Source organism: Thalassotalea sp. G2M2-11 (assembly GCF_017168195.1).
Taxonomy (GTDB): Bacteria; Pseudomonadota; Gammaproteobacteria; order Enterobacterales; family Alteromonadaceae; genus Thalassotalea_E.
Window position 1 is genome coordinate 345,078 of the sequence record NZ_JADNYL010000004.1, and the last position, 12,291, is coordinate 357,368.

Genomic DNA, 12,291 nt, shown 5'->3' on the forward strand with positions numbered 1-12,291 from the left:
TATAACGCCAAAGAGCAACACTAAGATAACCGGAGGTATTTTAAGTTCAAGATGATACATGACGTTGATGTTTGATAAGACAACTTAACGATAAATCAATTATGTCATTAATCTCATTACTTGCCTACTGGACGAACTGGAGAGTTGCAATCAAAAAGAGAGATAAAAAAAGCCTGATGGCATATGTCAGGCTTTATTTGAGAGTCGACTAAAAGGGTTTAATCTTGTTCATGTAACCATGCGGCGTGCTTGGGGGCACGTTTGGTTTTGGACCACTCTTCTATCATTAATGGCGCCACTTCATTTAATTGCTTGTATTGCTCTGGTGTACCTATATCGGCAGCTAATTCAAGGCGGTGGCCATTAGGATCAAAAAAGTAAATGGACTTAAACACCCCATGATGAACAGGGCCTAATACCTCTACCCCTTTGCTTTCTAATGACTCTTTTGCCGCGACCAAGCCATCAAAGTCAGCGACTTTTAACGCTAAATGCTGTACCCAAGCCGGCGTGTTTTCATCGCGGCCCATTTCGTCTGAATTGGGTAGCTCAAAAAAGGCCAATACATTACCCATACCCGCATCGAGAAAGATATGCATATAAGGGTCGGGGGCTTTAGTTGAAGGTACTTCGTTTTCAGCGATTGCCAATACCAGATCCATATTCAGTTTATCTTTGTACCACTCAACCGTTTCTTTTGCGTCTTTACAGCGATAAGCGACATGATGGACTTTTTCAATTTTAATCATAGTAATACTTCTCTTGGCAATCGTTGGAAGAACCATGCTACCTTAAAGTAGTTAAAAAGTAACTTTTGTTACTACTTTAAGGTGGCAGCAGCTTTGGTATTTTGTTATTAAATATTTACACCTCTATTTTAAATATTTAATTTCAATCACTTAGCTTTGATTTCTAACTGATGATAGTACGCCATGATTCGCTTAATTGATGGTCTGTCTCCGTTAGTGTGATACTGCATAAAGGGGAGTCGATAAATTGTAGTGAGGAAGTGAGCAACTGATCATCACGGAAGTAATGACATGTTACCGCTTGGTTTGCCGGTAAGTGCTCGGCGAGCGCTTGCAGAGATTTTTCATTTACCTTGACGTTATCTACGGCAACTAACATATCGTTAACCGCTAAACCTGCATTTGCCGCTGGTGAGTCTTCTATTACTTGAGTAATTTTTACCCCCATAGGTTGAGCGCTATATTGTGCTCCTAAGTAAGGAATATAGTCACTGGATTCAATCGTTTCTAAACCATTTAATTGTTTAAACTTGCTTGGCGTATAGGCAATTCCCACTTGTTTTAAGAGTGGTGCTAAGTCTACCCGTTTCGCGTTATCAAGTAATTTGCAAAAGCTCTGGCTGATATCTTCCCCGCATAAAATGTTGGCGATGTTAATAAAGTCATCCTGCTCAGTACCGATAGCTGGGCGGCCAAAATGTATCCAAAGTTCGCGCATTAAGTTATCAAGGCTATAACGACCTGCTGATTTTTCACGGATTGTTAAATCAAGCCATAACGCAATTAAGGAGCCTTTAGTGTAATAGCTGACAATATTATTAACGGCATCAGCCCCTTGCTGATAAAACTTAGTCCAAGTGAAAAAGCTAGACTCAACCACGCTTTGTTTTAACTCTCCTTTACCGCGGTATACCCGTGTTGCGGTTTTACTAAGAATTTTCAAGTAGTCGTCAAATTCAATAATGCCAGCACGGTAAAGTGAAAAATCATCATAATAGGAAGTGATCCCTTCATAGGCCCATAATTGTTCTGTGTAAGATTCTTTATCAAGCTGATAAGGCATAAAGGCTTTAGGCTTAATACGACAAACATTCCAGGCATGAAAATATTCATGAGAACATAGTGATAAAAAGGTTTTGTAGTTATCCGACAACTCTTCTGGTTTACTCGGATTGGGCAGATCAAAGCGACTCGCCTGTAATATTGTTGAGTTTTTATGTTCTAAGCCACCAAAGCCATCGGCCAATAAATGGGTGATAAACCAATATTCTTTAAAAGGTGCTTCACCAAATAAATTGATGTGGTGCTGACACAGTTTACTGATGTCGCGGCTCAGTCGTTCACGGTCACCATAATGGCGACTGGTAAACACCATGTGATGAGTCACTCCTTCAACGTCAAATTCAAAGCTGTCAAAGTCGCCAATCGCGACAGGACAATCAATAAGGTGTGCGTAATCGTCAGCCTGATAGTGACCAAAGCTGTATTTTTCGGTGTGATTGCTTCTCGGCAGGCCGGTTGCTACACGCCAATGGCTATGATGATTAGGGGCGATAATTTCTAACTGACATGGACAGTCGCGTAACTCCTCAATAGCAAGGAAAGTTGAGCTGCCATTGAAAAAGCCTCGTTGATCATCTAAATAGGCGGTGCGTACCGAGAGGTCAAAAGCAAACACTTGATAGCGAATATGAGTGGTGTCACTTTGCGCCTTAAGTTGCCATGTTTGTTTGTCAACGGCATCTATTTTCAGTGCTTGCTGATCATCATCTTGAGCGGTTAATTCAATAATGTTTTTTGCAAAATCGCGGATCATATAACTACCAGGTAACCAGGCTGGTAGTGATAAAGTATATTCTTTGTTTGGTTTACTTTGAAAGTGAATACTTACTTCAAAAAGATGGCTGTTTGGCTTAATGGCTGATATTTGATATTTAACATGCATAATGAATGAACTTTCGGCTAACAATGTAATGACAATAGTGTCATGTTAGCGAAAATCCATTCATTCGTCTTGTCGTTTAGTTCAAGATCACGGTTTTATCACCATTTAAGCAAATGCGCTGTTCAACATGCATTTTAACCGCATGACATAAGGCCGTTGCTTCAATATCATGACCTAAATGGACCATTTGATCGATAGTGTAAGTATGATTGATCGGTTTGACTTCTTGTACGATGATCGGCCCTTCATCGAGGTCAGCTGTGACGTAATGTGCGGTGGCACCTATTACTTTGACCCCACGTTTATGTGCTTGATGATACGGCCTAGCGCCTTTAAAGCTGGGTAAAAAAGAATGATGAATATTAATGGCATGACCACGTAACTTCTCACACATATCATCCGAGAGTATTTGCATATAACGGGCGAGCACGAGTAAATCGGCATCTGTATTATCCATCACGGATAAAATTGCCGCTTCTTGCTCAGGCTTATTGTCATTGTGCATAGGACAATAATGAAACGGAATTTTGTGCCACTCGACTAACCCTTGACACTCTTGATGGTTTGATACCACTGCCACAATATTCGCGGGTAATACGCCTGCTTTCCATTTGGTTAGCAGAGACACTAAGCAATGATCGTATTTAGACACAGCGATCACGATATTAGGAAAGTCGTCTTTTTTTCGTAAGCGATATTGCATGGCTAATGGTTGAGCGAGTTCTTCAATGCCTTGAGTAAATTCTTCAATCGGTACTGTCATATTGCGATCATCAAAGGCAATACGCGAGAAAAAGGTGTCGGTATAAGGGTCACTGTATTGTGAGGTTTCTGTGACAAAAGCCCCATGTTCGTACAGGTTTTGTGCTACTTGAGCTAATACGCCTGTTGAGTCAGGGCATTGCCAAGTTAAAATATAATGATTCATTGCTTGCATAGCATCTTTGTTTGTTTCTGATAATGTGAGCAGTTTGCCAGTATTTTGATGAAAAGTGCTAGTACAAAATTGCTATGAATTAGATATTTGTTGCATATCAGTGCCATGCTACGTAGGTAAACGATCACTGAGTTGAATGATGTACCAAGTGTTTGTGCTTGATATAAAAGGCTTCAACTTTTTCTCTTGCCCATGGCGTTTTACGTAAAAAGGTCAGACTTGATTTAATGCTTGGGTCATTGCTAAAACAGCGAATATTAATGTGTTCACTTAAATAAGCAAAACCGAAATGGTCGACTAACTCGGTGAGTAGGGTTTTTAAGGTGATACCGTGTAATGGGTTATAGGGTTGCTGATCCACAAACAATGCTCCTCTTGGTTAACCTTGATAGTTTATCAATTAACTGTGAATTTTGCTGTACATATTATTTGCTGTAGATATCAGTTAATAATCAATCACATGCTTGGATATTGAACAGGGCAGTGCTAAGGTGTTAATAAAAATATAATAACAAGAGAGTTTAACGTGTTACAGCTCAAATTCGCCCATAAAATCATTATGGTAAGTGCCATCTTATTGTTATTGGCATTAGCCGTTTCTACCAGTATTAATTACTTTTCAATCAAGCAAGATACCCAAGAAAACCTTAATCGTGCCATTGATGAAATTGGTAATTCAGTTGCCAGCAATATTGCGAATTGGTTAAACGGTAAATCACGCATTATTGATTCTATCGCTAAGGGGACGTCAGCAAACCCTCAAAAAGATATTGTGTTAAAAGCGGTACGACAAGCAGCAGAAGCGGGTGAATTTAAAAGTGCTTATGTTGGCGTAGAAAATACCGGCGAATTTATTTTGGACGATCAAAGCCTTGTATTACCAGAAGGTTATGATGCGCGAAAACGCCCTTGGTATACCCAAACAAAACAAACTAAAAAATCATCTTTTACTGAACCCTATATGGATGTCACTATTGATAAATTAGTGATATCCCCTGTTGCCCCGATAGAGGTTAACGGTGAATTTATCGGGGTTGCGGGCGGTGATATTTTACTTGATGACATCTCTGATATTTTAAATGCGATTGATTTTCTCGACATTGGTTATGCCTATTTGATGACATCAAAAGGCAAAATATTGAGTCATCCACAAGCCCAATATGTGGAAAAAAATGTCGAAGACTTACTTGGTGTTCAACCCAAATTTTCTAAAGATCTCAATGAAATCAATGAACAGAGCATAGTGTCCTTCATTCCGATTAAAGGCATAAACTCGGTCAACTGGTATGTCGGAGTGGTGCTCGATCGTGAAAAGGCCTACAAGTCGTTAGTGGCGGCGCGAAATACAGCGATTATTGTCGCGCTGATCAGCTTGTTGGTGACGGTTGGCTTATTACATCTGTTGTTTAATCATTTAATGAAACCAATTTATCGTTTAAATGATGCCATTAAAGATATCTCGCAAGGTGATGGTGATTTAACTCAACGTTTAGTGGTTGATACTCGGGATGAAATAGGAGAGTTGTCGGAGAATTTTAATGGCTTTATTGAGCGCATTCATTTATCGATGCAACAAGTTCAGGCGTCTGCGGATGCGCTGGAACAACATATTGCGCAGGTGAGACAAAGTGCGCATGCAGGGATTGAAATGGCTGATCAGCAATTAAGTCGAGGCACAAATGTCTCTAGTGCCATTACCGAGTTAAATAGTTCTTCGGATGAAATTTCTGTCAATGCAGCCAATGCCTCTGAATTAACCTCAGCAATGCAAACCCAATCACAGGAAGGAATGAGTGCCTTAAATGATAATATTAGTTCTATTGAACAATTATCAGGCACGATGGAAAGCTCCAGTGGCGATATCGAAAAATTACGGGCTGAAGCTAATAATATTGCCAATATTTTGGATGTGATCATGGGCGTGAGCTCGCAAACTAATTTACTTGCTTTAAATGCTGCTATTGAAGCAGCACGAGCGGGTGAAGCGGGTCGTGGTTTTGCGGTTGTTGCCGATGAAGTCAGACAGTTAGCGCAACGTACGCAAGAGGCGGCAACTGAAATTGAAACCATGATAGATAATTTACAACAGGGTACTATTTCGGTGGTAACAGCCATGGAAGAGAGTCAGAAAAACAGTCAATCAAGTGTCGAAAAAGCAAATTTTGCTGATGAAAAAATGCAAACTATCGTTAGTGCGCTAAACAAAGTGGACAATGAAAATCATGCGGTGGCTGAAGCGACGCGCCAACAAAGTGATGTGATCAAGTCAATTGATGAAGATATCTTACAGTTTATGGAATTGAACCAGCAAGGGGTCAGTAATTTACAACAAACAGAAAGTGCCTGTGACAGCTTGCAACAAGAATTCAGTGATTTAAATAAACTAGTGAGTCAATTTAAAGTATAAATTTTAGTCGCTCATATCTGCTCTTAAAGTGTTTACGGTTAGGTTTCGAGTTCATCTAATAGACAGCTATAAGTGAAAACGTGCGGCGAGAATTAAAACCGATCAGTAGTAGAAAGTCAGTGAAACAATAAAGAGGGAACTATGTTAATTAATACGACAAAAATTAGTTTATTGATTGTTGTGTTTACCTTTCTAGTGGCAACCAATTTTTATCAGTTTACAGAGAATAGAGAACTTGACGAGGACCTAGCTTTATTAAATAAAAATCTGCTCCAAAAACAGAATGAAGTCTCTGCTATTTTAAACTCATTTAATGAGTTTAAAAAGTCAGTTGATCGTCAAATTCACGATATTAAAGCTTTGGAAACAGCCCATGCCAATAATGAAAATATTAAGCAAAGCAATAGCGAATGTTTTTTAGAGCCTGATAAAATATTAGAAATGGCAATAGAAGAAAACGCTCGCAGAAAAAAAGAAAAAGACAAAAAGATAGAAGAGGAAAGACAATATATTTTATCTGAGTTAGCGATGTATTTAGACCAAGATACACATTCATTATTGCAGAACAGAGGACTAGGATTATTGAAAGACGTTTATAAAGTGAATTCAACTTCTAGAAGTTCTGACCACAGTATAAATCTTGAAAATTCAATAGTTAATGAGTTATACGAGCATTCCAATGGGATTATCGAGCAAGATGTTAATTGTACTATCGAAGGCTGTGTTATAAGAATTCTCATCAAAAAAGATTACGGGAAAGAGCTTGATATCCATAAGTTAATTAGAAAGCTTGATAAAAAATTACTTGGTACTTCATTTAGTAAAACGACGGAGAAAGGCTATCAGGACTTTAATGTATATGTTTGGGATAGAGGTTAAAAACATTTGAGTTGAGTAATGGGGAAGCCTCTCATGTTTAAAATCACTAGACATTTTTGAGGGCTACATGCGCTCCCCATATCAAGAAAAGAACACCAAGTCCTGGCCATTTATTTCATAGCCATCATTAATTCTCATTTTTTACTGTACATTTTTTCACAACTTGTTACTATCGCGGCCAAACCAAGGGGTGCATGTTTGTTTACATGCTGAGAACTATTACCCTTATTACCTGAAACGGATAATGCCGTCGTAGGGATGGTTAGTTAGTCGCTAAGTGGTAATATTGCATGCTTAGTTGGCTAGTTTGGCTTTCTGCGGTGGTGTGTATGTGAGAGTCAAATGAAATTTGTAAAAACGCCTATTGCTATTGCCCTATTATTACCTTTATCTCAAAGCTTTGCCCAAGCGACTCCAACCACTACTGAAGAAAACGATGTTGAAGTGATCACGGTCAAGTCTGGTTATCGTGTCACTAACATCCAAGAAACACCAACGTCATTGTCTGTGCTGACTGAAGATGACATTAATACTCGTCACGCACAGAATCTAGAAGATGTCGTGGGTGCCGCAGCAAATATTAATTTTTCCAGTGGTTCTCAGCGTGCGCGTTATTACCAAGTGCGAGGTATAGGTGAGCGAAGTCAGTTTCAGGAGCCGATTAACCAGTCTGTTGGCATCATAGTCGATGATATTGATTTTTCAGGAATTGGCAGCATTTCTTCTACCTTCGATTTAGGGCAAATTGAATTTTTTCGCGGGCCTCAAGGGACGCAATTTGGCGCTAATGCGCTAGCGGGGTTGATTTATATGTCGACCAATCAACCGAGTGATGAATTTGAAGGTGCGGTTAAGTTAACCGCAGGCAATTATGACAGCTATGGTGCAGGGATTGTGCTATCTGGGCCAGCCAGTGATACGGTGAACTATCGTTTTTCTGTAGAGCAGTATGTCAGTGATGGCTTTATTAAAAACACTTACTTGAACAAAGATGACACCAATAACCGTGATGAGTTGTTATTACGCGGTAAGCTAGCGATTGCCGCCAGTCAAGATCTACAAATTGATATCACTATGGTTCATGCCAACTTTGATAATGGTTATGATGCATTTTCGCTTGATAATGATCGTACCACCATGTCTGATCAGCCGGGCTTTGATCATCAAGAAACCACAGCGGCAAGTGCGAAGTTCACCTACAGTTATTTTGATGGCTTTGATTTAGTCTCAATTTTCAGTATTGCTGATTCTGATTTGGCTTATGGTTATGATGAAGATTGGAGCTATCAAGGATTACACCCTTGGGAATATTCTTCAACCGATCATTACTTACGAGATCGCACTAATGTTACCGCGGAATTTCGCGTGGTTTCTAACGACAAAAATAAGCTTTTTGCTAATACTACTGATTGGGTAATTGGCGCCTACTTTAAGCAAGACAGTGAAGATCTTAAACGTCAATATACCTACTTATCAGAAGATTTTTTATCGGAATTTACCGCAAAAAATACTGCGTTTTTTGCTCAATTTGATACGGCATTAACGCAAAAGTTTACCCTGACCTCAGGCATTCGTTATGAGCAGCGTGATACCGATTATGATAACACCCAAGGGATTGCTTTTACCCCTAGCGATTCTATGGTGGGCGGTAAATTAGTGTTAGCGTATCAAATGACACAAGATGCCATGACTTATGCCGCTATCCACAAAGGGTTTAAAGCGGGGAGCGTAAATAGTAGTGGTAGCTTGCCAAATGAACAGCGTGTGTTTCAACCAGAATACTTATGGAATTACGAATTAGGTTATAAAACCAGCTTGTTCAATGATAATGCGTATTTTAGAGCCGCAGCGTTTTATATGAAACGTGATGATATTCAGATCAGTAGTTATCATCTTAATGAGCGTGAAGATGGCAGTGCTGAATTTATTAGTTACTGGGATAATGCTGCTCGAGGTCACAATTATGGAGTTGAAGTTGAAGCGTCATGGCAAGCTAGCCAATCAACACAATATTATGCCAGTGTTGGCTTTTTAGAAACGGATTTTGAAGGTTATACCTATGCCGATGGTTCAACTGAATTAGGCCGAGATCAGGCGCATGCTCCTAAATATCAGTTTAATGTTGGGGTAAATTATCAAGTTGATAATCAATGGCATTTCAATGTGAATATTGATGGCAAAGATGATTTTTATTTTTCGGATAGCCACAATGAAAAGTCAGAAAGTGTTGTCATCCTGCATGGTTCAGTAAACTATCAGCAAGAAAGCTGGCAGTTAAAACTGTGGGCGAGAAATATTTTTGATAAAGAATATGCCACTCGAGGTTTTTATTTTGGTAATGATCCACGAGATGGTTACACCGCCAAGGCTTATACTCAGTTGGCTGAGCCTGCGTTATTTGGCGTGACCTTTAATCACCAATTTTAATCGGTGTTAACGGAGGAATAGTAGGATGGAAGTATCGATAGAAATCAGTTTATATCCATTAGCAGAGCAAAAGTTTAAGTCAGAAATTTGGGCGTTTATTAAACGTTTACGTCATATTGACGGCTTGCAAGTGGTGACCAATGGCATGAGTACCCAAGTCTTTGGCGAATATGACTTAGCGGTTAATCACGTGATGGCTGAAATTAAACATGTGCATCAAACGCTCGACGCTGCTGTTTTTGTCTGTAAGTTTATTGGTGGTAACCGTAGCCAAGTTGAAGCAGAAAGCTAATGACTGAAATATGGCAATATTTTACAGGTATGCCTTTTTGGGAGTGGCTCGCTGTTATTAGTGCCTTGCTTTATGTCATTTTAGCGGCGCAGGAAAATATTTGGTGCTGGCCAGCTGCCCTAGTGAGTACCGTAATTTATACGGTGATCTTCTATGATGTTTACTTGTGGATGGATAGTGTTTTACAAGTCTATTATTGTGCCATGGCTTTATATGGCTGGTATTGTTGGCAAAATTTTAGTGAAACTAAGCAACAGGCCTTGAAAATACAGTCTTGGTCTTGGCAAACGCATTTATTTATTGTGACGGCGCTCTCAGTGATCTCATTAATTGTTGGTGAATTGATGGCACGTTTTACCCCTACTGATTTTCCTTACTTAGATTCGGCAACCACAGTGTTTGCCGTCTTCTCAACCTATTTAGTGACTAAAAAGGTAGTAGAAAATTGGTTGTATTGGATTGTTATTGATGCGGTTTCAATTTACCTGTACCTCGCCAAAGATCTACAAGCGACCGCAGCTTTATTTGTTATTTATGTCGTGATAGCTATTTATGGCTACATACAATGGATAACACGCTATCATCGTAATAACGCTATATTGCAGGCCAATTAAGGTAAACGCATGGCTGAACTTGAATCAGTGATTGCAGAGGTTAAGCAACTTCCCTGTTTTGTTGGTCGGCAATGTCATGTTACAGCGATTGAGCAAGGGTTAAGTCATGCTTGCTTTAAGGTTGAACAACTAAACTCTACTGGCGAAAATATTGCGAGTTATTTTGTTAAGTATTTATCACCTATTGAACAATGTTTAAGTAATGAGCGGCAGGCGATGCAATTGGCTTTTGAGGTGACGCTCAGCCCTCACATTGTCTATAGCAATACCACTTGGCTGGTGACAGCGTTTATTGATGGCGAACTACTGGCGCAAACATCAATAACAGAGCAAGCAAAAATTGATATTGCGGTTAAACTGTTAAATCGCTGTCATCAGATACCACTCAATGGCGAAATATCTTCTCTGACAGTAGATGAAATTATCGAACGGCAATTGGTTGAAGCGCCATTGCAGGCTAAACAACGAGCAGTGTTAAATACCATATCGCAGCAAATTACCCAATTTCAAGAACAAGGTGAGCAAGTGCTTTGTCATGGCGATATGAATTTTTCGAATATTATTATCGATCACCAGCAAACACCTTGGCTGATTGACTTTGAATGTGCGTTCCTTGGCTTTAGAGAATTTGATCTAGCCATGCTTATTGCGATCAATCAACTGCCGGTAGAGATAATGGCAGTGAGCAAGAGTTATCAATCAATTAGTGGTAAGCCTATCAATGAAAAACTGGTGAATCATTATCTCCCTTGTTGTTATTTTATTAACGGCCTTTGGTTTTATCAGCGAGGTCAACAAAGTAATAGTTCATTCTATTTGCAATTAGCAAAACAACAATTTCAATTATTTGATCAACTCAAACGAGTACCAAATTCACTCACTAAACTGATGCTAGCTTAGCATATTGCATTATTATCATTTGTAGTGTTATTCATACACTATACTTATTATTAAATCCTTGGGAGTTTTTCAAATCAGTCATTGAGAAACTTGCCTGCAATAATTGGTGAGTCAGATGGATAGCTAGGCTCACAAGAGTCTTATAATTATCAAGGTAGATAACACTATGATTAAAATCATTAAGTATTGCCTCATTGCTCAGTTGATTCTGTATTGCAAGCTAAGCTTTAGTGTTGAAAAACACACCTTGATAACCGATCAGGTACAACATATTGATGTCAATTACCGCTATCAAGACAAGCAATATCAACTGACGGGTACCTTGGAAAAAGGTCGCTATATTTTCAATAAAACGGGCAAAACAACGTTAAATTTGGCAACGCTTGACTGGCAGCCCTATGTTGGTCGTAACTTATGTAATTTAGGCTGGAGCTTACAATTAGCAATAGCTGTGTTAACCGCAAAAGATTATCGCGTGCAGGTTAACTTTTACCCGTGGATCCGTGCGGTAAAAATGGTGGAGTCAGGTGCGATGGAAATTTTGTATCCTGAATACTTTATTGAGGATTCGGCGGCTTCTGATATTTATCCCAATCGCAAACGGCGTGAATTACTTGTTGAATCCAATGAAATGATTGGCGGTAACCTTTCTTTGTTTAAACATAAAGAGAGTGATTTTGAATTTAGTGGTGATTTAAAAGAAATTCAGGGGAAAGTCGTTGGTGTCGTGCGTGGCTATCAAAATACACCTGAATTTGATGCCTTGATGGATAAAGGCTTAATCAAAGTGGTTGAAGCGGTCGATGATGAACAGCAAGTAAGGTTACTGTTGGCAAAGCGAGTGGAGTTGATTATTGGCGATCCTGATGTTTTTCAGTATGTGATCCGCTCACTTGATGCCAGTGATGATGAAAAACAATATATACAAACACACCTTGAAGAGCTTGAGCCCGCAGTTAAATATAATCACCTGTACTTCGCTGTTTCCACTAAATATGGCAAATGGCAACAGTTGCTCGAAGATATTAATTTATCATTAATTGAGTTTACTACATCAGGCGAAGCAGACAGGATTTATCAACAAGGCAGTCATTGTGCTTCAGAAAACGACGAGTTATCCACTCGTCGTCACTAAGTTAGG

Annotated in this window: 11 protein-coding genes and 1 riboswitch; of the genes, 7 read left to right on the forward strand and 4 right to left on the reverse strand. The window is 39.3% G+C overall.

Features of this window, described 5'->3' with window-relative positions; translation table 11 throughout:
• Positions 1 to 218 precede the first annotated feature (218 nt).
• The 4 genes from IV514_RS15500 to IV514_RS15515 form a co-directional block, all read right to left on the reverse strand.
• The gene (locus IV514_RS15500; RefSeq protein ID WP_206486214.1) at positions 219 to 749 is read right to left on the reverse strand and encodes a VOC family protein; all 531 of its coding nucleotides are present in this window, start codon (positions 747 to 749) and stop codon (positions 219 to 221) included.
• Positions 750 to 912: 163 nt separating this feature from the next.
• Positions 913 to 2,694: a PDZ domain-containing protein gene (locus IV514_RS15505; protein ID WP_206486215.1), complete on the reverse strand. Its 1,782-nt coding sequence runs from the start codon at positions 2,692 to 2,694 to the stop codon at positions 913 to 915.
• A gap of 76 nt (positions 2,695 to 2,770) precedes the next feature.
• A complete protein-coding gene (gene purU, locus IV514_RS15510; RefSeq protein WP_241242406.1) occupies positions 2,771 to 3,622 on the reverse strand; it encodes a formyltetrahydrofolate deformylase in 852 nt (283 codons plus the stop codon).
• Between the two features lie 133 nt (positions 3,623 to 3,755).
• On the reverse strand, positions 3,756 to 3,992 hold the full coding sequence (locus IV514_RS15515; RefSeq protein ID WP_206486217.1) for a VF530 family protein: 237 nt from the start codon (positions 3,990 to 3,992) through the stop codon (positions 3,756 to 3,758).
• A gap of 165 nt (positions 3,993 to 4,157) precedes the next feature.
• Here IV514_RS15515 and IV514_RS15520 point away from each other — a divergent pair, with 165 nt between their 5' ends.
• From IV514_RS15520 to IV514_RS15550, 7 genes are all read left to right on the forward strand, one after another.
• A complete protein-coding gene (locus tag IV514_RS15520; RefSeq protein ID WP_206486218.1) occupies positions 4,158 to 6,038 on the forward strand; it encodes a methyl-accepting chemotaxis protein in 1,881 nt (626 codons plus the stop codon).
• Between the two features lie 141 nt (positions 6,039 to 6,179).
• Positions 6,180 to 6,917, forward strand: coding sequence for a hypothetical protein (locus tag IV514_RS15525; protein ID WP_206486219.1), 738 nt, complete (start codon positions 6,180 to 6,182; stop codon positions 6,915 to 6,917).
• A gap of 176 nt (positions 6,918 to 7,093) precedes the next feature.
• Positions 7,094 to 7,193, forward strand: a riboswitch (TPP riboswitch).
• Positions 7,194 to 7,259: 66 nt separating this feature from the next.
• Entirely contained in the window at positions 7,260 to 9,344 is a 2,085-nt protein-coding gene (locus IV514_RS15530) for a TonB-dependent receptor (protein ID WP_206486220.1), read from the forward strand.
• A 25-nt stretch (positions 9,345 to 9,369) separates the two neighbouring features.
• A complete protein-coding gene (locus IV514_RS15535; protein WP_206486221.1) occupies positions 9,370 to 9,636 on the forward strand; it encodes a hypothetical protein in 267 nt (88 codons plus the stop codon).
• Positions 9,636 to 10,250, forward strand: a complete 615-nt coding sequence (gene pnuC, locus IV514_RS15540; RefSeq protein WP_206486222.1) for a nicotinamide riboside transporter PnuC — start codon at positions 9,636 to 9,638, stop codon at positions 10,248 to 10,250. Before IV514_RS15535 ends, pnuC begins: the two co-directional genes overlap by 1 nt.
• Positions 10,251 to 10,259: 9 nt before the next feature.
• Complete coding sequence (locus tag IV514_RS15545; RefSeq protein ID WP_206486223.1) at positions 10,260 to 11,150, forward strand: phosphotransferase; 891 nt, start codon at positions 10,260 to 10,262, stop codon at positions 11,148 to 11,150.
• Between the two features lie 166 nt (positions 11,151 to 11,316).
• On the forward strand, positions 11,317 to 12,285 hold the full coding sequence (locus IV514_RS15550; protein WP_206486224.1) for a transporter substrate-binding domain-containing protein: 969 nt from the start codon (positions 11,317 to 11,319) through the stop codon (positions 12,283 to 12,285).
• The last annotated feature ends 6 nt before the right edge of the window (positions 12,286 to 12,291 follow it).

Bases quoted from the DNA above. Each gene is read 5' to 3' on its own strand.
- pnuC (WP_206486222.1), top strand. From the start codon at position 9,636: ATGACTGAAATATGGCAATATTTTACAGGTATGCCTTTTTGGGAGTGG.
- IV514_RS15545 (WP_206486223.1), top strand. From the start codon at position 10,260: ATGGCTGAACTTGAATCAGTGATTGCAGAGGTTAAGCAACTTCCCTGT.
- IV514_RS15550 (WP_206486224.1), top strand. From the start codon at position 11,317: ATGATTAAAATCATTAAGTATTGCCTCATTGCTCAGTTGATTCTGTAT.
- IV514_RS15505 (WP_206486215.1), bottom strand. From the start codon at position 2,694: ATGCATGTTAAATATCAAATATCAGCCATTAAGCCAAACAGCCATCTT.
- IV514_RS15535 (WP_206486221.1), top strand. From the start codon at position 9,370: ATGGAAGTATCGATAGAAATCAGTTTATATCCATTAGCAGAGCAAAAG.
- IV514_RS15530 (WP_206486220.1), top strand. From the start codon at position 7,260: ATGAAATTTGTAAAAACGCCTATTGCTATTGCCCTATTATTACCTTTA.
- purU (WP_241242406.1), bottom strand. From the start codon at position 3,622: ATGAATCATTATATTTTAACTTGGCAATGCCCTGACTCAACAGGCGTA.
- IV514_RS15525 (WP_206486219.1), top strand. From the start codon at position 6,180: ATGTTAATTAATACGACAAAAATTAGTTTATTGATTGTTGTGTTTACC.
- IV514_RS15500 (WP_206486214.1), bottom strand. From the start codon at position 749: ATGATTAAAATTGAAAAAGTCCATCATGTCGCTTATCGCTGTAAAGAC.